21 protein-coding genes and 1 riboswitch are annotated in these 21167 nt (G+C 65.0%); of the genes, 14 read left to right on the top strand and 7 right to left on the bottom strand.

Annotated elements, in window-relative coordinates:
* The first annotated feature begins 59 nt into the window (after positions 1 to 59).
* From BMI89_RS06720 to BMI89_RS06675, 10 genes are all read left to right on the top strand, one after another.
* The gene (locus tag BMI89_RS06720; RefSeq protein WP_143593838.1) at positions 60 to 665 is read left to right on the top strand and encodes a MarR family transcriptional regulator; all 606 of its coding nucleotides are present in this window, start codon (positions 60 to 62) and stop codon (positions 663 to 665) included.
* Positions 662 to 1405, top strand: a complete 744-nt coding sequence (locus BMI89_RS06715; RefSeq protein WP_078570304.1) for a DUF3307 domain-containing protein — start codon at positions 662 to 664, stop codon at positions 1403 to 1405. Before BMI89_RS06720 ends, BMI89_RS06715 begins: the two co-directional genes overlap by 4 nt.
* 24 nt (positions 1406 to 1429) lie before the next feature.
* Complete coding sequence (locus BMI89_RS06710; protein WP_075774555.1) at positions 1430 to 1801, top strand: iron-sulfur cluster assembly accessory protein; 372 nt, start codon at positions 1430 to 1432, stop codon at positions 1799 to 1801.
* 88 nt (positions 1802 to 1889) lie between these two features.
* The gene (gene tpiA / locus BMI89_RS06705; RefSeq protein ID WP_078570303.1) at positions 1890 to 2633 is read left to right on the top strand and encodes a triose-phosphate isomerase; all 744 of its coding nucleotides are present in this window, start codon (positions 1890 to 1892) and stop codon (positions 2631 to 2633) included.
* Between the two features lie 150 nt (positions 2634 to 2783).
* Positions 2784 to 3908 carry a peptide chain release factor 2 gene (gene prfB / locus BMI89_RS06700; RefSeq protein WP_078570302.1) on the top strand — a complete coding sequence of 375 codons (1125 nt, stop codon included), beginning with the start codon at positions 2784 to 2786 and terminating at the stop codon, positions 3906 to 3908.
* A 6-nt stretch (positions 3909 to 3914) separates the two neighbouring features.
* Positions 3915 to 4460, top strand: coding sequence for an AAA family ATPase (locus BMI89_RS06695; RefSeq protein ID WP_078570301.1), 546 nt, complete (start codon positions 3915 to 3917; stop codon positions 4458 to 4460).
* 36 nt (positions 4461 to 4496) lie between these two features.
* The gene (locus BMI89_RS06690) at positions 4497 to 5243 is read left to right on the top strand and encodes an SDR family NAD(P)-dependent oxidoreductase (protein WP_078570300.1); all 747 of its coding nucleotides are present in this window, start codon (positions 4497 to 4499) and stop codon (positions 5241 to 5243) included.
* A gap of 106 nt (positions 5244 to 5349) precedes the next feature.
* Positions 5350 to 6123 (top strand): DUF2189 domain-containing protein, encoded by a 774-nt coding sequence (locus tag BMI89_RS06685; protein WP_078570299.1) that lies wholly within the window; start codon positions 5350 to 5352, stop codon positions 6121 to 6123.
* A 93-nt stretch (positions 6124 to 6216) separates the two neighbouring features.
* A complete protein-coding gene (locus BMI89_RS06680) occupies positions 6217 to 7452 on the top strand; it encodes a putative DNA modification/repair radical SAM protein (RefSeq protein WP_078570298.1) in 1236 nt (411 codons plus the stop codon).
* Positions 7452 to 8876: a UdgX family uracil-DNA binding protein gene (locus tag BMI89_RS06675; RefSeq protein WP_078570297.1), complete on the top strand. Its 1425-nt coding sequence runs from the start codon at positions 7452 to 7454 to the stop codon at positions 8874 to 8876. Before BMI89_RS06680 ends, BMI89_RS06675 begins: the two co-directional genes overlap by 1 nt.
* A 3-nt stretch (positions 8877 to 8879) precedes the next feature.
* Here BMI89_RS06675 and BMI89_RS06670 read toward each other — a convergent pair whose 3' ends face one another.
* Positions 8880 to 9623 carry a cytochrome c biogenesis protein CcdA gene (locus tag BMI89_RS06670; protein ID WP_078570296.1) on the bottom strand — a complete coding sequence of 248 codons (744 nt, stop codon included), beginning with the start codon at positions 9621 to 9623 and terminating at the stop codon, positions 8880 to 8882.
* 94 nt (positions 9624 to 9717) lie between these two features.
* Between BMI89_RS06670 and BMI89_RS06665 the strand changes: the two genes are divergently transcribed.
* Both BMI89_RS06665 and BMI89_RS06660 read left to right on the top strand, forming a co-directional pair.
* Positions 9718 to 9945 carry a sulfurtransferase TusA family protein gene (locus BMI89_RS06665; RefSeq protein ID WP_078519357.1) on the top strand — a complete coding sequence of 76 codons (228 nt, stop codon included), beginning with the start codon at positions 9718 to 9720 and terminating at the stop codon, positions 9943 to 9945.
* A gap of 65 nt (positions 9946 to 10010) precedes the next feature.
* A riboswitch (FMN riboswitch) is annotated at positions 10011 to 10157 on the top strand.
* An 81-nt stretch (positions 10158 to 10238) separates the two neighbouring features.
* Positions 10239 to 10673, top strand: a complete 435-nt coding sequence (locus tag BMI89_RS06660) for a 6,7-dimethyl-8-ribityllumazine synthase (RefSeq protein ID WP_078546717.1) — start codon at positions 10239 to 10241, stop codon at positions 10671 to 10673.
* Positions 10674 to 10745: 72 nt separating this feature from the next.
* On the opposite strand, the gene BMI89_RS06655 is transcribed toward BMI89_RS06660, so the two are convergent.
* From BMI89_RS06655 to purC, 6 genes are all read right to left on the bottom strand, one after another.
* Complete coding sequence (locus tag BMI89_RS06655; RefSeq protein WP_078570501.1) at positions 10746 to 13706, bottom strand: Rne/Rng family ribonuclease; 2961 nt, start codon at positions 13704 to 13706, stop codon at positions 10746 to 10748.
* Between the two features lie 598 nt (positions 13707 to 14304).
* Positions 14305 to 15636 (bottom strand): sigma-54 dependent transcriptional regulator, encoded by a 1332-nt coding sequence (locus BMI89_RS06650; protein WP_078570295.1) that lies wholly within the window; start codon positions 15634 to 15636, stop codon positions 14305 to 14307.
* Between the two features lie 3 nt (positions 15637 to 15639).
* On the bottom strand, positions 15640 to 17382 hold the full coding sequence (locus BMI89_RS06645; protein ID WP_078539471.1) for an ATP-binding protein: 1743 nt from the start codon (positions 17380 to 17382) through the stop codon (positions 15640 to 15642).
* A gap of 117 nt (positions 17383 to 17499) precedes the next feature.
* Positions 17500 to 18168: a phosphoribosylformylglycinamidine synthase subunit PurQ gene (purQ, locus tag BMI89_RS06640; protein WP_078546713.1), complete on the bottom strand. Its 669-nt coding sequence runs from the start codon at positions 18166 to 18168 to the stop codon at positions 17500 to 17502.
* Between the two features lie 130 nt (positions 18169 to 18298).
* Positions 18299 to 18538: a phosphoribosylformylglycinamidine synthase subunit PurS gene (gene purS, locus BMI89_RS06635; RefSeq protein ID WP_078539473.1), complete on the bottom strand. Its 240-nt coding sequence runs from the start codon at positions 18536 to 18538 to the stop codon at positions 18299 to 18301.
* Positions 18539 to 18552: 14 nt separating this feature from the next.
* Positions 18553 to 19314 (bottom strand): phosphoribosylaminoimidazolesuccinocarboxamide synthase, encoded by a 762-nt coding sequence (gene purC, locus BMI89_RS06630; RefSeq protein ID WP_078519364.1) that lies wholly within the window; start codon positions 19312 to 19314, stop codon positions 18553 to 18555.
* Positions 19315 to 19584: 270 nt separating this feature from the next.
* On the opposite strand from purC, the gene BMI89_RS06625 reads away from it, so the two are divergent.
* Entirely contained in the window at positions 19585 to 19902 is a 318-nt protein-coding gene (locus BMI89_RS06625) for a DUF1476 domain-containing protein (protein ID WP_078519365.1), read from the top strand.
* Between the two features lie 187 nt (positions 19903 to 20089).
* Entirely contained in the window at positions 20090 to 21112 is a 1023-nt protein-coding gene (gene bmt, locus BMI89_RS06620; RefSeq protein ID WP_078570294.1) for a betaine--homocysteine S-methyltransferase, read from the top strand.
* The last annotated feature ends 55 nt before the right edge of the window (positions 21113 to 21167 follow it).

The following is a 21167-nucleotide window of genomic DNA, read 5'->3' as shown; positions in this document are numbered from 1 at the left end:
ATAGTTAATGCAGGCTTTTTTACTTGCATATCGCCATGCGCAGGCATTACAACCTGCGTATGGCTTATTTTTGCGTCCTCACCGGCGATATCGTCGCCTCGACCCGACTCTCGACCTCCGAGCTGAGCGCGGCGCTTGATGCGATCGAGGGGGCGGCGGAAGCGTTGCGGCCCGCGCTTGGCGCCGCGCATTTTGCCCGCAATCGCGGCGATGGCTGGCAGATCGCGATCACCGAGCCGCGCCATCAGGCAAGGCTGGCAGTGCTGATCGAGGCCGAGTTGCGCGCTCTGGGCGAGGCATTCTCGACCCGGATCGCGATTGCGGAGGGGGATGGCACGCTGCCTGCGGATGGCGACCTGAACGGGGCGTCGGGGCCGGTCTTCACTGCCTCGGGGCAACTGCTCGACAGCCTCGAGGGGCCGCGCATCGCTCATGCGGCGGGCGGGGCGCTTGGCGCGGCATTGCGGCTGTTCGATCATCTCTCGGAGGAATGGACGCCAGCGCAGGCGCGCGCGATCGCGCCGATGCTGCGCATCAAACCTCCGACCCAGACCGCCGCCGCATCCGAGATCGGCATCACCCGGCAATCGCTGGCACAGGCCTTGGCAAGCGCGGCCTACCCGGCCATCGTGGAGGCCTTGGCGATGATCGAGGAGACCCCATGATCGAGACTTTCGCGGCGCTTCTCTTCGCCCATGCCTTCACCGATTTCGCGTTTCAAAGCAGAGACATGGCGGTGAAGAAGGCCGGGCGGGAATTGGCTGCGCTGGCCACGCATATCGCGATCCTTGCCGGGCTGACGCTGTTGGTGGGGCTGCAGCTGAGCTGGGCGCTGATCGGGGTGCTGGCGCTGGTCGCCCTCAGCCATCTGGTGATCGACATCGCCAAGAGCTTCGCGCCCGCCAAACTTCCCCTCGCCGCCTTCCTCGGCGATCAAGCCGCTCATCTGGCTGCGACCGCGCTGATCGCCGCCGCCTTCCCGACGTTCTGGGCCAACTCGCTCTGGGCGAACCTCACTTGGCTCCCCGGCGCTCTGACGCTCGCCACCGGGCTTCTGATCACCACCCGCGCGGGCGGTTTCGCGGTGGGGATGCTGATGGCGCAATATGAAAACGACGCACCGCCTGAGGGGCTGCCGCAGGGCGGGCGGATGATCGGGCTGCTCGAACGCGGGCTGATCTTTCTGCTGGTACTCGCCGGTCAGCCCTCCGGCATCGGCTTCCTGATCGCGGCGAAGTCGATCCTGCGCTTCGAGGCGGTCTCCAAGGACGGGGCGAATCCGAAATCCGAATATGTGATCATCGGCACGCTGGCCTCTTTCGGCTGGGCGCTCGCCGCCTCTTACGCCACGCTCGCGGTTTTGGGACAGCTTCCGCCCCTTGGAATCCTGCCCGTCCCCGACTAAATTACTCGGTGAAGGAGAGCCCCCATGTTCAACGTCCCCGGACAAGATCCCGTCACCCTGACCGACGCCGCCGTCGCGCAGATCGCCAAGCTGATGTCGCGCGAGGATGCGGCTGGCTTCCGCATCGGCGTGAAGAAAGGGGGCTGCGCGGGCATGGAATACACGATGGAGGTCGCGGCCGAGGCCGGACCTATGGATATCGTCGTGGAAAAGGGCCCCGCCCGTGTGCTGATCGCGCCGATGGCGCAGATGTTCATGCTGGGCACCGAAATCGACTATGAGACCGGCCTTCTGGAATCGGGCTTCAAGTTCCGCAATCCAAACGTGGTCGATGAATGCGGCTGCGGCGAGTCGATCAAGTTCGCCGATATGGAAGCCCCCCAGACCAACGGCTAAGTCTCGCCCCCGCGCCAATTTGCCCTTTGCGAGCCTGCGCCCCCTGCCCTAATGTCGGCCGCAACGACATCAGGGAGAATAATCGCACATGCGCAAGAAACTGGCTGCCGGCAATTGGAAGATGAACGGGCTCAAGAGCAATCTGGGCGAGGTCTCGGCGCTGACCGAAGCGCATCCGTCCCCCGCCTGTGACGTGCTCCTGTGCCCGCCCGCGACGCTGATCGGCGCGATGGCCGAGGCCGCTGGCGGCAAGCTCGCGGTCGGCGGGCAGGATTGCCACATGAACGAGAGCGGCGCGCATACCGGCGACATCTCGGCCCAGATGATCGCGGATGCGGGCGGCTCTTACGTCATCGTCGGCCATTCCGAGCGTCGTGCGGATCATCACGAAAGCGATCTGATCGTGCGCGCCAAGGCCGAGGCGGCGATTGGCGCAGGTCTGATTGCGGTAATCTGCGTGGGCGAAACGGAGGCGCAGCGCGACGGCGAACAGACGCTCGACGTGATCGGCGAACAGCTTGCGGGCTCCGTCCCCGATGGTGCGACCGCAGCCAATTGCGTGATCGCCTATGAGCCCGTCTGGGCGATCGGCACGGGCCGCACGCCGACTCTGGAGCAGATCGCCGAGGTGCATGACTTCATGCGCAACACGCTGGTCGCGCGCTTCGCGGACGCGGGCAACGGGATGCGCCTGCTCTATGGCGGCTCGGTCAAACCCTCCAACGCGGAAGAGATTTTCGCGACCTCCAACGTCGATGGCGCGCTGGTGGGCGGTGCCTCGCTCAAGGCCAGCGATTTCGGCGCGATCATCGCCGCTCTGGACGCGAGCTGAGCCAAGTCCCGCTCCGGCCCACGGAGGCCACAGACACAAGGGCCGCGCGGCTTTTCAACGCCGCGCGGCCCACGCAATTTCCCCCGCGCCGCCTTGCGGGCGCCGCCCCGATCTCGTATCACGCGGGCCAAGCTTTCAAGAGGATGACAGATGCGCGCCGAGACGCAGAACACCGTCGAACAGATCCGCAAGTCCCTGACCTTGCTGGGCCAGCGGATGGACCTCGAGACCGCGCCGCACCGGATCGAGGAATTCAACGCGATGATCGAAGACCCCACCCTGTGGGACGATCAGGCGCGCGCGCAGAAACTGATGCGCGACCGGCAGCAACTGATGGACAAGTTCGAAACCTATAACCGGATCAAGCAGGATCTGGAGGACAATGTCGAACTGATCGAGATGGGCGAGATGGAAGACGACGAGGAAGTCGTCGCCGAGGCCGAGGCCTCGCTGGCCGCGCTGAGAGAAACCGCCGCATCGAAAGAGCTTGAAGCGCTGCTCGATGGTGAGGCGGATGCCAACGATACCTTCCTCGAGATCAATGCGGGCGCGGGCGGCACGGAGGCCTGCGACTGGGCTTCGATGCTGCAGCGGATGTATGTCCGCTGGGCCGAGAAGCGCGGCTACGAGGTCGAGCTGCAATCCGAAGAACCGGGCGCCGAGGCCGGGATCAAATCCTGCGCCTACAAGATTTCCGGCCCCAACGCTTATGGCTGGCTGAAATCGGAATCGGGCGTGCACCGGCTCGTGCGGATCTCGCCCTTCGGCAAAGGCACGCGCGAAACCTCTTTTGCGTCGGTCTGGGTCTATCCGGTGGTCGACGACAATATCGAGATCGAGGTGAACCCCGCCGATATCCGCATCGACACGTTCCGCTCTTCGGGGGCTGGCGGTCAGCACGTCAACACGACCGACTCGGCGGTGCGGATCACCCACCACCCGACCGGGATCGTGGTCACCAGTTCCGAGAAGTCGCAGCACCAGAACCGCGATATCGCGATGAAGGCGCTGAAATCGCGCCTCTATCAGATGGAGCTGGAAAAGCGCACCGCGGCGATCAACGAGGCCCACGAGAACAAGGGCTCGGCCGGCTGGGGCAACCAGATCCGCTCTTACGTGCTGCAGCCCTACCAGATGGTGAAGGACCTGCGCACGCAGTACGAGACCTCGGACACGCAGGGCGTGCTCGACGGCGATCTCGACGGATTCATGGCGGCGACGCTGGCGCTTGGCCTCGAAGGCAAATCCCGCGCCGACGCGCAAGCGGAGAGCTGATCGCGAATGGCGGCGCGGGTTCATATTACCGGCGCCGCGGGTTCGGGCACATCTTCGCTGGGGGAACGTCTGGCCGACCGGCTGGGCGTCACCCATCTCGACACCGATCAGTTCTATTGGGCCGAGAGCGACCCGCCCTACACCGTCAAGCGCCGCCCCGCCGAGCGGCTGGCGTTGATGGAAGAGGCGAAAGAGCCGGAGGGCTGGGTAATATCCGGCTCGCTCGACGGCTGGGGGGAGCCCGCAATCGCAGGCGCCGACCTGATCGTCTTTCTCACCGCCCCCACACCGATCCGCCTTGCGCGCCTGCGCAAGCGCGAGGCGGCGCGCTTCGGAACCCGTATCCGCAAGGGCGGCGATATGGAGGCCAATCACGGCTCTTTCCTGACCTGGGCTGCGGGCTATGACGATCCCTATTTCTCTGGGCGCTCGCTGAGCCGCCATCACGAATGGCTGGCAGGCCGGTCCGAGCCGGTGCTGGAACTGTCGGGCACGCGACCGCTCGACGAGCTGCTGGCCGAGTGCGTTTCCGCGCTCGGAATGAAACCCTGAACGGTTTTGGCGCGTATCCTCTCCAGTAGCGAGAGGATGAGCACCGTGGACTTCAAGGACAAACGCATCTGGATCATGGGCGCGAGCTCGGGCATCGGGCAGGCGCTGGCGCGCGAACTGGCCGCGCGCGGGGCGCGGCTGGTGCTGTCGGCCCGCTCGGTCGAGCCGCTGGACGCGTTGAAGGCGGAGCTGTGTCAGGGCGAGGTCGTGCCCTGCGACGTCTCCGATCCCGAGAGCCTCGACGATGCGCGCGGCGAGATCCTGAGCCACGGAAAGCTGGACGCAATGATCATCACCGCAGCGCTCTACGATCCCGGCCGCGTCGACGAGATTGAGCGCGACGCGGCGCGCAAGCTGGTGGAGGTGAACCTGCTCGGCACGCTGTGGTTCGCGCAGGCCGCGCCGGGGCTGCTGCGCGAGGGCGGGCAACTGGTGATCTTCGGCTCGGTCGCGGGCATCTTCGGGCTGCCGAAGGGGCAGCTCTATTCCGCCTCGAAAGCCGCCGTCATCAACCTCGTCGAGAGCCTGCGCGTGGAATATGCGCCCGCGATCGACGTGCGGCTGATCTCTCCCGGTTTCGTGAAGACTCGTCTGACCGAGAAGAACGATTTCGCCATGCCCTTCGTCATCGAAGCCGATGAGGCCGCCCGCCGCATCGCCGACGGGCTGGCCAAGAACCGCTTCGAGACCCACTTCCCCCGCCGCCTCACATGGCAGCTCAAGCTATTGAAACGACTTCCTTATGCCCTCTCTCTACGGCTGACGAAACGGATGGGCGGCTGAGCCTCGCGGCGACGCAGCGCGCAATTCTCTGGACAGATCACGCCCGCGTGACGCAACGTGAAGTTGCGGGCCTTGGGGAGAGGGCCCTCAGTCAGGGAGAACACACATGCAAACGATCGCGTCGCCACCCTCCGAGGTGCCGCATATCCGCGACCTTCAGGTCTCGGAAATACCAGACATCCTGAAAGCAGGATGGAACGATTTCAAACGCGCCCCGGCCTTCGGGCTGATGTTTTCGGGCTTCTATGTGCTCGGCGGCATCGTGCTCTGGACCGTGTTCGCAGCCCAGGGCGAGGAATGGTGGCTGATCCCCTTCGCGCTCGGCTTTCCGCTGCTCGCGCCCTTCGCGGCGATGGGGCTTTATACCGTCAGTCGCAGGCTGGAAGCTCAAGAGCCGCTGGTCTGGCGTGAGGTGATCGCCTGCTGCGTTTCCGAGAAGGACCGCCAGACGCCCTCGATGGCGATGCTGATCCTGATGATGTTCATGTTCTGGGTCTTCGTGGCGCACACGACCTTCGCGCTGTTCATGGGGCTGTCGGCCTTCACCAATGTCTCCAGCTCGCCCGAGATCCTGTTGACCGGGAACGGGTTGATGATGCTGACGATCGGCTCTGCGATCGGGGCGGCCTTCGCGGCGATCCTGTTTTCCTTCACCGTGGTCGGCCTGCCGCTGATCATGGACCGCGAGATCGACATCATCACCGCCATCATCACCTCGATGCGGGCGGTCGCGGCCAACCCGGTCTCGATGGCGATCTGGGGCATGGTGATCGCGGCGAGCCTGTTCATCGGGATGGTGCCGGTCTTCCTTGGCCTGTTCATCGTGTTGCCGGTTCTGGGCCATGCCAGCTGGCACATGTATCGCCGCCTGACGGCCTGAAACCGAAGCGACGTTTTGCGAAGGGGCGCGAATTTCGCGCCCCTTTGTCATGGATTTATTGAAAGGCGAAAAATGTGAACATATAGTGAACACATGGCAAGAATGACCCTCGATCAGAAACTGGCGATCCTCTCGGATGCGGCAAAATACGATGCCTCTTGCGCGTCGAGCGGAGGGCAGCGGCGCGACTCCAAGGATGGCAAGGGGATCGGCTCGGTCACAGGCTCCGGCATCTGTCACGCCTACACGCCGGACGGGCGCTGCATCAGCCTGCTGAAAATCCTGATGACGAATTTCTGCATCTATGATTGCGCCTATTGCGTGAACCGGGTCAGTTCCAACACCCCCCGCGCGCGGTTCTCGCCCGAGGAGGTCGTGACCCTCACGCTGGAATTCTACCGCCGCAACTATATCGAGGGGCTGTTCCTATCCTCCGGCATCATCCGCTCGCCCGACGACACGATGACCGACATGGTACGCATCGCGAAGCTCCTGCGGGTGGAGCATAATTTCCGCGGATACATTCACCTGAAGACCATCCCCGACGCCGCGCCCGAGCTGATCGAGGAGGCCGGGCTTTACGCCGACCGCCTCTCCATCAATGTCGAGCTGCCGACCGACCGCGCGGTGCAGGACTACGCGCCGGAGAAGGACCCCGCCCAGATCCGCCGCGCGATGGGCGATGTGCGGCTGCTGCGCGACGCCCGCAAGGAGCGCAGCTTCACCGGCAAGCGCCCCCCGAAATTCGCGCCCGCCGGGCAATCGACGCAGATGATCGTCGGCGCGGACGGGGCGAATGACACGACGATCCTGAAGACCTCGACGCGGCTTTATTCGAGCTATGCGCTCAAGCGCGTCTATTACTCCGCCTTCTCGCCGATCCCGGACAGTTCCGCCGCCTTGCCCCTGATCAAGCCGCCCTTGATGCGCGAGCATCGGCTCTATCAGGCGGATTGGCTGCTGCGCTTCTACGGCTTCGACGTGGACGAGATTTCGCAAGGCACGACCGACGGCAATCTCGATCTGACGGTCGACCCGAAGCTCGCCTGGGCGCTAGCGAACCGGCATCTGTTTCCGCTCGACGTGAACCGGGCCGAGCGCGAGATGCTGCTGCGGGTACCGGGGCTGGGGGTGAAGACGGTGGGTCGGGTGCTGGCGACGCGCCGCCACCGGACGCTGCGCTACGAGGATCTGCGGCGGATGGGGGCGAACCTGAAGCAGGCGAAGCCCTTCATCACGTTGCTGGATTGGCATCCGCGCGCGCTGACCGATGCCGCCGACCTGCGCGCCCGTTTCGCCCCGCCGCCGCAGCAGTTGCGGCTGTTGTGATGCGCACGATCACCCTGCCCGAGATCGGCACGTTCGAGGCGTGGCGAGACGAGGCCCGCGCAGCCTTGGGCGCTGGGATCCCACCCGAAGAGCTTCTGTGGCATCGCGGGGCGGGTGAGGCCGATCTCTTCGCCCAGGATGCCCCTGCCCCCACAGGCGGCGCTGTGAGCGTGCCGAAGGGCTTTGTCGATCTCGCCCGCCTCGTGATCTGCCATCGCGCCCCCGAGCGCTTCGCACGCGCCTACGCGGTGCTCTGGGCACTGCGATCCGACAAGCGCCTGCTGGAGGACCGCGCCGATCCGCGCATCGACCGGGTGAACCGCATGGCGAAGGAGGTCTCTCGCGACCGCCACAAGATGACCGCCTTCGTGCGCTTCCGCGAGATCGGCGACCCGGACGCCCCGCGCCGCCGCTTCGCCGCGTGGTTCGAGCCCTCGCATTACATCTGCGAACTGACCGCGCCGTTCTTCGTCAAACGCTTCGGCGATATGGACTGGTCGATCTTCACCCCCGATCTGACCGCGCATTTCGAAGCGGGCAAGCTGCGCTTCAGCGACGGCCAGCCGCGCCCTGACTTGCCCGAGGATGGCGCGGAAGACCTCTGGCGCACCTATTTCCGCAACATCTTCAACCCGGCGCGACTGAAGGTCGGCGCGATGCAATCCGAGATGCCGCGCAAGTATTGGCATAACTTGCCCGAGGCCGGGCTGATCCCCGAGATGATCGCGACCGCGCAGGCGCGCGCCGAAGAGATGGCTTTGAGTGCCCCCACACTCGCCCCTGCCCGCGCTGGCAAGATCACCGAGCGGCTGGCAAGCGACCGCGCCACCGCGCCGCCCGTGGGCGACCGCGCGGAGCTGCTCGCCGGACTGAATGGCTGCCGCCGCTGCCCGCTTTGGGAGAACGCCACGCAGCCAGTGCCGGGCGAAGGGCCGCTCGATGCGCCACTGATGATCGTGGGCGAGCAGCCGGGAGATTTCGAGGATCTTGAGGGACGCCCCTTCGTCGGCCCCGCCGGGCAGCTCTTCGACGAGGTGGCAGCACGTGCAGGCCTGTCCCGCGAGCGCGCCTTCCTCACCAACGCGGTAAAGCATTTCAAATTCACCCCGCGCGGCAAGCGGCGCATCCATCAGTCTCCCGACCGGCAGGAAATCCACCACTGCCGCTGGTGGCTCGATCAGGAGCGCGCGCTGGTGAAGCCGAAGGCGATCCTCGCGATGGGAGCGACCGCGCTGGAGAGCCTCACCGGGGATCGGCGTGGCCTTCTCAAACGGCGCGGCACGGTGGAGGTGCTCGAGGACGGCACGCCGATGCTGATCACCGTCCATCCATCCTATCTGCTGCGCCTGCCCGACATGGAAAAGCCCGCGATGATGCGGGCTTTCGAGGCGGATCTGGCCCGCGCGGCGCAGATGGTGAGCTAGGCCTCAGCCCAGCACGGCAAGGCTCGGGAAGGTTTCCAGCAGCCAGAAGCTGATCGCCGAGAACGCATTCGTCAGCAGCAGAATGCCAACAACGACCAGCAGCGCGCCCATCGTCTTCTCGATGATCCCCATATAGGCCTTGAGCCGGTTCATCACGCCGATCGCGCGCTGGATGAACAGCGCGGCCAGCAGGAACGGAATGCCCAGCCCCAGCGCATAGACCGCCAGCAGCGCCGTCCCGCGCGCCTGATCGCCGCCTTGGGCGGCCAGCGACAGGATCGCGCCCAGCTGCGGGCCGATGCAGGGCGTCCAGCCAAAGGCAAATGCGAGGCCCAGTACGTAAGCACCAAGCGAGGAGCCGCCCCGGTCGCCCGCATCCAGCCGCGCCTCGCGATCAAGGATCGAGATGCGGAAAACCCCGAGGAAATGCAGGCCGAGGATCACGATCACCCCGCCTGCGATCCGTCCGAACAGCACCTGATTGGTCAGGAAGAACCGCCCGAAAGTCGAGGCGGCGAACCCCATGAACAGGAACACCGTCGACAGGCCCAGCACGAAAAACAGCGCCGGGACCACCGCCGAGCGCTTGCCCTCGCGCAGATCGCCCATGCTCACCCCGCCCATATAGGCGAGATAGGGCGGCACGATCGGCAGCACGCAGGGGCTGAGGAATGACAACAGACCCGCAAAAAGCGCCACAAAGGCGGCGGGCAGGAACGCAGCGGAGACGAGATCGATTCCAAACATGTTCTTCCTCTACCCCATTCCTCGCGCGCGGTCACCGGGTCGTGAGATAACAACAGCGTGGACAAATCAGCGCGGGCGCGCGAGAACCTCCGCCATGACGCCCGATATCGAAATCGATGCGAAGGGGTTGCTCTGCCCCCTGCCCGTTCTGCGCCTGCGCAAAGCGCTCGAGTCGGCCGCGCCCGGCGCGCTGGTCCAGCTGGTCGCGACAGATGGGGCGAGCTGGATCGACGTGCCGCATTTCTGCGCGCAGACCGGACACGAACTGGTCGAGGCAGAGGATTGGGAAGGCGTGAAAGTCTATCTGGTGCGCAAGGGATGATGACCCTCGCATCCTGACCGAGCAACTAAGCCCCTTGCCGAGCGCAAAAGCGCGTGCCAATCTCCGGCCATTCTCAGGGCGGGGCGAAATTCCCCACCGGCGGTATGCGGCGAAATCCGCGAGCCCGCGAGCGCCTCGCCGTCGTGCGAGGGTCAGCAGATCAGGTGCGAGGCCTGAGCCGACGGTTACAGTCCGGATGGAAGAGAATATGCAGCCGACCCCGTGCCTTAGCGCGTGGGCGCGGATTGCATGTGATCGCCTTGGGTGACGTGTCGCTATGCAAGGAGATCACGATGACACACACCCGTTACGCCTTCATCAAAGCCAATTGGCACGCCGATATCGTCGACCGTGCGCTCGAGGGATTTCTCGAAGAGATCCCGGAGGCGCAGGTCGATGTCTTCGACGTGCCCGGCGCGTTCGAGCTGCCGATGAAGGCCCAGCAGCTGGCCCGCACGGGCCGCTACGGTGCCATCGCGGCGGCGGCGCTGGTCGTCGATGGCGGGATCTATCGCCATGATTTCGTGGCGCAGGCCGTGGTGAATGGCCTGATGCAGGTGGGGCTGGAGACGGGCGTGCCCGTGCTGTCGGTCTCGCTGACCCCGCATCAGTTCCAGGAGACCGATCACCACCGGGCGATCTTTGGCAGCCATTTCGTCGAGAAGGGCCGCGAGGCGGCGCGGGCGGCGCTGCAACTGACCCGCCCGGCTCAGGACCTGGCCGCCTGAGCGCGGAAAACCAAAGAGGAAAACGAAAAAGGCCGGGCGCTCTGCCCGGCCTTTCTCAAATCTGAAGGTGCCTCAGCGGCTCCACCAACCCCGTTTCTTGGGCTTGGGCGCCTCCTCGGTCATCGTCTCGCCCTCTGCCTCAGTCTCGGCGAAGGCCGGACCACCGGGCAGTTCGACCGGCGCATCAGGCTGCGGCGTTTCCGGCGGCTGCTCGAAGGGAGTTTCCGGTTCGGGCGCGGGCGGCGCTTCCGGCGGCACGTCGACAGGGGTTTCCTGCGGCGTGGGCTCAGGCGTCTCGACCGGTGCGTCGGGCTGCGGCGTCTCCTGCGGCTCGGTCGGCGCGTCAGGCTGCGGAGTTTCCGGCGGCTCGGGCGTGTCCGGCGTCTCTGCGACGGGTTCCTCGACCTTCTTGCGCGCACGGGAGCGACGCTTGGGCTTGGGCGCCTCCTCGCTTGCTTCGGCCTCAGCCGCGTCGGCCTTGACCTCTGCGGCGCTACCTTCGACGGCGGCTTGCGCATCGGCCTCCGGGTCCACCTTCTTGCGCGACCGCGTGCGACGCTTCGGCTTGGGCGCTTCTTCCTCGGCCTTGGCTTCGGTGCCCTCAACGGGGGCCTCCGCGGTCTCGGCTTCGGCTTTCGGCTCTTCCACCTTCTTGCGGGCGCGCGAGCGGCGCTTGGGCTTCGGCGCTTCTTCCTCGGGCTGAGCCTCGGTCTTCGCGTCGGTTTGCGCCTCGGTCTTGGCCTCGTCCGCCGGAGCTTCTGCCGCCTGCGCGGGTTCGGCCTTGGCGGGCGCTTCCTGCCCTTCGGTCACGTCCGAGGACTGATCGCCCGTGGACTGGTCCTTGGCGTGCTGGTCATCCGACGACTGATCGCCGTTCTCCGAGGAGTCGCTATTCTCCCCGTTCTCGCCATTCGACTTCCGGCGACGACGACGACGACGACGTTTCTTCTTCGGCTGTTCCTCGGCGTCGGTCTCGACCTTCTGGGTCTGCTCCTCGGCCTCGGCCTCGGCTTCAACTTCGATCTCCGCCTCGTCCTCGGCGTCGTCGATCTCGGCCATCAGGCTGGCCGAAGCAGACACCACAGGGCTGTCCACTTCCGCGACATTGCGCGTCGCGGTCTTGAACTTCTCGATGGTGAAATCGGGCGAGACGAGTTCCGGCGCGGCTTCGATACGCACGGACATGCCGTAACGGGCCTCGATCACCGCCACATGCTCGCGCTTGGCGTTCATCAGGTAGTTGGCGACCGCGACGGGCGCACGCACCAAAACCTCGCGGGTCCGCTTGCGGGTGCCCTCTTCCTCGATCGCACGCAGGACGCTCAGCGCAAGGCTGTCATCGGAGCGGATCAGGCCGGTGCCGTGGCAATGGGTGCAGGGCTGCGTCGTGGATTCGATCATGCCCGGACGCAGGCGTTGGCGGCTCATCTCGAGCAGGCCGAAACCAGAGATGCGGCCGACCTGAATGCGGGCGCGGTCGGTCTTGAGACGCTCCTTCATGCGCTTCTCGACGGCGTTGTTGTTCTTACGCTCGTCCATGTCGATGAAGTCGATCACGATCAGACCGGCGAGGTCGCGCAGGCGCAGCTGGCGGGCCACTTCGTCGGCGGCCTCAAGGTTGGTCTTGAGCGCGGTTTCCTCGATCGAGCCTTCCTTGGTCGCCCGGCCCGAGTTCACGTCGATGGCGACGAGCGCTTCGGTGACGCCGATCACGATATAACCGCCGGACTTGAGCTGAACGGTCGGGTTGAACATCGATGCGAGGTAGCTCTCCACCTGATGGCGCGCGAACAGCGGCAGCGACTCGGCGTAGTGCTTCACGTTCTTGGCGTGGCTCGGCATGATCATCTTCATGAAGGCCTTGGCCGCGCGGTAGCCGCGCTCGCCCTCGACGAGAACCTCGTCGATATCCTTGTTGTAGAGGTCGCGGATCGACCGCTTGATCAGATCGCCTTCCTCGTAGATCGGCGCCGGCGCGACGGATTTCATCGTCAGGTCGCGGATCTGCTCCCACAGGCGCATCAGATATTCGTAGTCGCGCTTGATCTCGGTCTTGGTGCGCTGCGCGCCCGCCGTGCGCACGATCAGGCCCGCGCCCTTCGGCACGTCCAGCTCGCCCGCGATTTCCTTGAGCTTCTTGCGGTCGGCGGCGTTGGTGATCTTGCGGCTGATGCCACCACCGCGCGCGGTGTTGGGCATGAGCACGCAGTAGCGGCCTGCCAGCGAGAGATAGGTGGTCAGCGCTGCGCCCTTGTTGCCGCGCTCTTCCTTGACGACCTGCACCAGCATGATCTGGCGGACCTTGATCACTTCCTGGATCTTGTAGCGGCGCGGACGCGGCTTGCGGGCCGGACGAATTTCTTCTTCGACATCCTCGTCGGCGACGGACTCGATGCCGCTATCGGCTTCAGCCGCGTCGTCGTCATCGTCGTCGCTGTCGTCGGAGTCATCCTCGTCGGAAGCGGTCTCAGCCGCAGCGGCGGGCTTTTCATCAGCCTCCTGAGCGGGCGCGTCCTCGGCTGGGGCCTCGGAGGTGTCCGTCTGCGCTTCGGCTTTGGTCTCGTCGCTGGAGGCGTCGGTGCTCTCGCCTTCCGCCTCGGGATCGACAACGCCCATGCCCGGGATCTCGTCCGAGCTGACGACCGCCTCGTCCTGTTTGGCCTTCTCGGCCTTGTTCGACGACCGGCGCGAACGGCGGCGACGCGAGGATTTCGGCTTGTCCTCTTCCTCGGCCGCGGCCTCGGCGAGCTGGCGTTCTTCTTCCAGCAGCGCTTCGCGGTCGGCGACCGGGATCTGGTAGTAATCGGGGTGGATTTCCGCGAAGGCGAGGAAGCCGTGCCGGTTTCCGCCGTAGTCGACGAAGGCCGCCTGCAGCGACGGTTCGACGCGCGTTACTTTCGCGAGGTAGATATTGCCGGCGAGCTGCCGTTTGTTGATGGTTTCAAAGTCGAATTCCTCAACTTTGTTGCCGTCCACCACCACGACGCGGGTCTCTTCCGCGTGGGTGGCATCGATAAGCATCTTCTTTGCCATGTAAATCCAATAGGTCAGCCCTTTGCGACCGGCCCGGGGGCGCGGCGCTGTCTTGGGCTGAAACTGTCCTTGAGGCGAGGGTGCGGACATGCGTGCAGACGGCGGTGGCGTCGAGCCTGCCCGTCCTCATCTGCGATATCCCGTCACGCATCATCGCGGTTCTTTCCAAGGCGCGATCGGCTTAGCCGCTTGGCGCCCAATTAACGGCCTCCGTCCCGGCAAATGCGGAAGAGGGAGACAAACTTGCGGCCTTTCGGCCAATCGGTTGAGCCGGGGCCCCTTGCGCATCATCTGCGCCGGATCGGCCAAGGCATCAGCGAATTTCGGTGGGTCCACACTTATGGCGTGAAACCGACTGGTTCCGACCATAGCGGTACAGCCTACGGGAACACAATCGAATTTTCGTAAGGGAAGGGTTAATCGCCCCCCGGAGTCTCGCGATGTTCAGCGAATAAGCAGGCCTGTTCCGGGGATTTTCCGCCGTAGGCCGGAAAATGCCGCGGCGCGGTGCCATTCAGGCCCGCGCCGCTCACGTCGTCTTGTTCGAAGGCCACCCGCACGCTTCGCACCTAGAGGCGAAGATGCGGGCGCGCGGACCTTACAGGTAATCCGCGCGTGCGAGGCCGTATTTGGCCATCTTCTCGTTCAGCGTCCGGCGCGGCAGGCACAGCTCCTCCATCACCGCCGAAATCGAGCCCTTGTGGCGCCGCATCGTATTGTCGATCAGCATCTTCTCGAAGCTCTCGACATATTCCTTGAGCGGCTTGCCCTCGGTCGTGATCGCCGCCGGGCCCGCCTCTTCGTCGTCAGTCATCAGCAGCGACGCGATCGAGCCCGACCCCCGGCGCGATTGCAGCACCGCGCGTTCGGCCACGTTGATCAGCTGGCGCACATTGCCCGGCCACGGCGCCTGCAGCAGTTGCGCCGCTTCTTGCGCGGTCACCTCCGGCACGTCGCAGCCATATTCGTCGGCGAATTGCTCGGACATGCGGTTGAACAGCGTCAGGATATCTTCACCGCGCGCCCGCAGCGGCGGCAGGGTGATCTTCAGCGCGGCGAGGCGATAATAGAGATCGGGGCGCAGCGCGTCCTCGACCGTCTTGCCTTCGCCATGCGTATTGCAGATCGCCACGATCCGCGTCTCCGCAGGTGCACCCTGATCGTTGATGAATTGCAAGAGCCGCGCCTGCAGCGACTGGCTCAGCGCCTCGACATCCTCGAGGCACAGCGTACCGCCGCGGGCCTCTTCCATCAGCGGCAGACCGCCCTCTTCGACCGGGCCGAACAGCTTGGCCGAGAGGGCTTCCTCGGTCAGCGCGGCGCAGCTGACCATCACGAATTTCTTGCCCGCGCGGGGGCCCGTCGCGTGCAGCGCATGGGCCACCAGCGTCTTGCCGGTGCCGGTCTCGCCATCGATCAGAACGTGACCGTCCGCCTGCGACAGATCGAGAATATCTTCGCGCAGACGCTCCATCGGCTCGGATGTGCCGATCAGCTTGCCCATCACCTTCTCGCCCTCGGCCAGATCGCGGCGCAGCGCCCGGTTATCCAGCGTGGTGCGGCGCGCCTGCGTGGCACGTTTGGCCAGCTCGGTCATCCGATCCGGCGAGAACGGCTTTTCCATGAAGTCCATCGCGCCGAGGCGCATCGCCTCGACCGCCATCGGCACATCGCCGTGGCCGGTGATCATGATGACCGGCAGACCGCTATCGATGCCCATCAGCCGCTTGAGGAAGGCCATCCCGTCCATGCCGGGCATCCGGATGTCGGTGATCACCACGCCAGGCCAGTCGGGGCCGATCTCCTTCAGCGCGTCTTCTGCGCTGGCATAGGTCTCGGCGTCGAAGCCCGACAGCGCCAGCCATTGGCTGACCGACTGCCGCATATCTTCCTCGTCATCGACGATCGCTACCTTCATTAGTCTTGCCATGTCTTACTCCGCGGCCTTTATGGCCCTGTTCTTGTCCGCCAGGAGGGGCAGCTGAACTTCGAACACTGCACCCCCGCTTTCGGAATTATGGGCGGTCAGACGACCCCCGAAATCACTGATGATGGAGGACGAGATCGCGAGGCCCAGCCCCGTCCCTTCCCCCGGTTTCTTCGTGGTCCAGAACGGCTCGAACAGCTTGTCGAGATCCGAAATACCGGGACCGTTATCACGCACGCTCAGCACGGCCGTCTCACCCGAGGTAAGCAACAACTCCACTTGAGGTTCCTCAACCGACTTGGTGGCATCGAGTGCATTTCGCAACAGGTTGATGATCACCTGCTCCAGCCGGATGCGATCTGCCATCACCATGACAGGGCTGCGCGGCATGGTGCGCGAGATGTGCAATTTGCGAATTTTCAGCTGCGGCTCCATCATCGAGAGCGCTTCCGACAGCGCCACCCGCAGGTCCACCGGCTCGAAGGCCTCGCCGCCCTTGCGGGCATAGGATTTCAATTGCCGCGTGATCGCGCCCATCCGGCCGATCAGGTCGTCGATGCGCTGGAAGGACGACAGCGCCTCCTCGACCCGGGCACGCTGCAACAACAGCTTCGCGCCAGCCAGATAGGTCTTCATCGCGGCCAGGGGCTGGTTCAATTCGTGGCTCACCGCCGCCGACATTTCCCCCAAAGCCGCGAGTTTCGAGCTTTGCGCGATCGTCTGTTCGGCCACGGCCAGATCCTGCTGCGCCTTCTCGCGCTCGGCGATCTCGCGGCTCAGCCGGGTGTTGAGCTGGCGCAACTCTGCCGATTCCGCGCGCAATTCCTGGCTTTGCCGCCGCGCGCGCCGCGACAGCGCGTAGAAGACCAGCGCCAGCAGGATCGCAAAGCCCATGATCTCGAGCGCGAGCACCGCATTCACCCGCTCGCGCACGGAATCGTAGCTGGTGAAGGCGATCATCTTCCAGCCGCGGAAGGGAATGCGCGCCTCGGTGCGCATCACCGCGCGGCCCTTGAGATAGGCGTCGGGCGCGTCATTAGCCCAATCGGCGGTCGCCTGCAGCGCGCGCTCGATCGCGGAAGGGGCCGAGCGCGCGGCCAGCGCCTCCGACATCGTCACCCCGCGCCAGCGCGGCTCGGTCGTCAGGATGATCTTGCCCTCGCTGTCGACCACGGCCAGCGCATCGGAAATCCCGGCCCAGGCGCGTTCGAATTTCGACAGATCCGCCTCGACCACGATCACGCCGACGGGCTTGTTGTTCTGGATGACGGCGCGCGAATAATCGAACTCGGTGCCGCCCGCCTCGGGCTCGTTGAGCGAGAAGATCGTCCCCCGCGAGCGGGTCGCATCGACGAAGAAGGGCGCATTCGGGAAGGGCGTGCCGATCTGCGTGCGATTGGTCGACGCCACCACCCGGCCCTGCATGTCCAACAGCCGGATCGAGGCCACAGCGACCTCTTTCTTGGCCGTGATCAGCTGCGCCGAGGCGGTGGAATAGTCCGTGGTATCAAGAGCTTGCGTCAGCTCCGGATCGCGCGCAAGCAACAGCGGCACAACGGATGTCCGCTGCAGTTCCGACATGATGTTGCCGGTGTAAAGCGCAAGCCGCAGCTCGGTGCGCACGCGCGTCGTCTCTGTGAAACGCTGGGTCAGCCATTGGTTGGTGATCCACATCACCGCCCCCGCCAGCGCGAGGATCAACACCACGGCGACACGCAGCAGCCAACGGGCGCGTGGCGAGCGCGCCATGACGCCGAGCCCGCCCTCACCTTCGGGCGGCTCTTCAGGTAAAATCGTCGAACGTGTCTGCACGTGCGTCATGCGCGAAGTCTAAGCCAAGGCCCAGAGCGCAACAAGCGCGCGAGATCAGGCGGTTGCCAGCATCCCGCTCAACGCGCGGAAAAGCGCCGCCCCATCGGCGCCGCCCTGCGCAGGCTCGATCGCGCGCTCGGGGTGAGGCATCATGCCCAGCACCCGGCGGTTCTCGCTCAGCACGCCCGCGATATCGTCGACGGAGCCGTTGGGGTTCTCGACATAGCGGAACGCCACGCGATCCTCGCCCTCGATGCGGGCAAGGCCTTCGGGATCGATCTGGTAATTGCCGTCATGGTGGGCGACCGGGATCACGATCTCCTGCCCCGCCTCATAGCCCGAGGTATAGGCGCTGTCGGTCGTCGCGACGCGCAGAGCCAGCGGTTTCGAGACGAATTTCAGCCCTGCATTGCGCATCAAGGCGCCCGGCAGCAGCCGCATCTCGGTGAGCACCTGAAAACCGTTGCAGATGCCGATGACATAGCCGCCCTTGCCTGCGAAATCGGCCACCGCCTGCCCGATGGGCGAGCGCGAGGCGATCGCGCCGCAGCGCAGATAATCGCCATAGGAGAACCCGCCCGGCACACCGATGATGTCGATGCCTTCGGGCAATGCGGTTTCCTTGTGCCAGACCTTGACGACATCCGCCCCGGCTGCCGCGAAGGCCATGCTCAGGTCGCGGTCGCAATTCGATCCGGGGAAGGTGATGACGGCGGCTTTCATGGGTGCAAACTCCTGGCCTTGAGGGTCGAACCTGTCGGGTAAGGCCTGTACGGCCTTCGGCTTGGTACAAATATCCCGGGGGGAATTGGCCGGCAGGCCAAGGGGGGCAGCGCCCCCTGCCCTGCCCGGATCAGGCGATCTCGATGGTGTATTTCTCGATCACGGTATTGGCGAGGAGCTTCTCGCACATCTCCTTCACCTCGGCCTCGGCAGAGGCTGCATCGGTGGCGCTCAGGTCCAGTTCGATCACCTTCCCCTGACGCACGCCTTCGACGCCGCCGAACCCCATATGGCCCAATGCGTGACGGACGGCCTCGCCCTGCGGGTCGAGCACCCCATCCTTCAGCATGACATGAACGCGGGCTTTCATCACGAGCGGTCCTTTCAGTTGATCAGCGTCGGTTTGATCGGCTGGGTATTGGTCGGCAGCACGCCAAGGCGCTTGGCGACTTCGGTATAGGCATCGGTCAGGCTGCCCAGATCGCGGCGGAACACGTCCTTGTCGAGCTTCTGGCCCGTCTTGACGTCCCACAGGCGGCAGCTGTCGGGGCTGATCTCGTCGGCCACGATCAGGCGCATGAAATCGCCATCCCAGACGCGACCGATCTCGATCTTGAAATCGACCAGCTTGATGCCGACGCCGTAGAACACGCCGGTCAGGAAGTCGTTCACGCGCAGCGCAAGCGCCACGATGTCATCGAGATCCTGCTGGCTCGCCCAACCGAAGGCGATGATATATTCCTCGGGCACGAGCGGATCGCCCAGATCGTCGTTCTTGTAGCTGTATTCGACGATCGGACGCGGCAGCGGCGTGCCCTCTTCCATGCCCAGACGCTTCGCGATCGAACCGGCGGCGAAGTTGCGCACGATCACTTCGAGCGGCACGATCTCCACCTGACGGATCAGCTGCTCGCGCATATTGAGCCGTTTGATGAAGTGGTTCGGCACGCCGATATTGGTCAGGCCGGTCATGAAATACTCGGACAGGCGGTTGTTGAGCACGCCCTTGCCCTCGATCACGTCCTTTTTCTGAGCGTTGAAGGCGGTCGCGTCGTCCTTGAAATACTGGACCAGCGTTCCGGGCTCGGGGCCTTCATACAGAACCTTCGCCTTGCCTTCGTAGATCTTCTTGCGCCGGGGTGCCATCGCGTCTCCGTTCTCACTTGGCGCGGCGGTGCCAGGGCCTGCGCCGCATGCCGTCAGGAATGCCGCGCCCGCCCCTGCGCGCCGTCCGCGAAAGGGTGTTGCCCGCCCTATAGGACAAGCCCGCGAGTCTCGCAAGGTAAAGCGCACGCCACTTCACGCAGATGCACAGCCCCGTCAAACCGGCCAAATCGCGGCCCTTTCCTCTTGCGGCGCACGCCGTGCATGTGCATATCGGAGGTAACGGAGACTTTACCGGGAGGGACGAGGGCCATGACCACCTTCGACGATCGCGAAAATGCCTATGAGAACAAGTTCGCGCATGATGCCGAACTGCAGTTCAAGGCCGATGCCCGCTGCAACAAGATGCTGGGCCAATGGGCCGCAGAGCTTCTGGGCAAAACCGGCCCCGAGGCCGATGCCTATGTCCGCGAGGTCGTGACCTCCGATTTCGAGGAAGCGGGCCACGAAGACGTGTACCGCAAGCTCTCGGGCGATCTTGGCGACAAGGCCGATGAACAAACGATCCGCGCGAAAATGGCCGAATGCATGGCCGAGGCGCGCCGTCAGGTGGTCGACGAGGCCGAGTGAGCCCTCGCCGATGACGCAGATTGAAAGGCCGGATGCCGCGCGCGTCCGGCCTTTTGCATTTCCGCCCGAGATTGCAGCGCCTTCATCAAGAACATGAAGGAAACGAATTTGCCAATTCCTGCCTGTCATGGCAGGACAAACCCAACCGCCGCGCCCGACGCGGCCCTTTGCATTTGACGAGGCCCTTATGACCGCCCCGAAAACCGACGCGCTGAGCCGCCTTCTGGAAACCCGCGATTGGCTGATGGCCGATGGCGCGACCGGCACCAACCTGTTCAACATGGGGCTGGCCTCGGGTGATGCGCCGGAACTGTGGAATGCCGACGAGCCCGCGAAGATCGCGAAGCTTTATTCGCTGGCCGTCGAAGCGGGCTCGGACCTGTTCCTGACCAACAGCTTCGGCGGCAATGCCTCGCGGCTGAAACTGCACAATGCGCAGAACCGCGTGCGCGAGCTCAACCGCCTCGCCGCCGAGATCGGTCGCGACGTGGCCGACAAGCAGTCGCGCCCCGTGATCGTTGCGGGCTCGATGGGCCCCACCGGCGAGATCTTCGCGCCGATGGGCACGCTGACGCATGAGCTGGCGGTCGAGATGTTCCACGAACAGGCCGAGGGCTTGAAAGAAGGCGGCGCGGATATCCTCTGGGTCGAGACGATCTCGGCACAGGAAGAATACAAGGCCGCCGCCGAAGCCTGCCATCTGGCGGGCATGCCCTGGTGCGGCACGATGAGCTTCGACACGGCGGGCCGCACGATGATGGGGCTGACCTCGCAGGCGATGGTCTCGATGGTCGAAAATCTGGCTCACCCGCCGCTGGCCTTCGGCGCGAATTGCGGCGTCGGCGCGGCCGACCTGCTGCGCACCGTTCTGGGCTTTGCCGCCACCGGGACCGAGCGCCCGATCATCGCCAAGGGCAATGCGGGCATCCCGAAATATGTCGACGGCCATATCCATTACGACGGCACGCCCGAGCTGATGGCGGAATATGCGGTGATGGCGCGCGATTGCGGCGCGACGATCATCGGCGGCTGCTGCGGCACGATGGCCGAGCATCTGGTGGCGATGCGCGAGGCGCTGGAGACGCGTCCGCGCGGCGAGCGCCCGACGCTCGATCAGATTTCCTCGGTTCTCGGCGGGTTCTCGTCGGAGGATGACGGGCTGAGCGGCGATGCGCCCAAGCGCGAACGACGGGGCCGTCGCCGCAGCTAAGCGCGGTGTGAGGGGCTCTGCCCCTCGGCCTTGCGGCCTCACCCCGGGATATTTG

It is taken from the genome of Thioclava sp. F36-7 (assembly GCF_002020075.1).
GTDB lineage: Bacteria > Pseudomonadota > Alphaproteobacteria > Rhodobacterales > Rhodobacteraceae > Thioclava > Thioclava sediminum.
The sequence above is the reverse complement of the archived record's forward strand: the minus strand, read 5'-3'. Positions and strand labels throughout refer to the sequence as shown.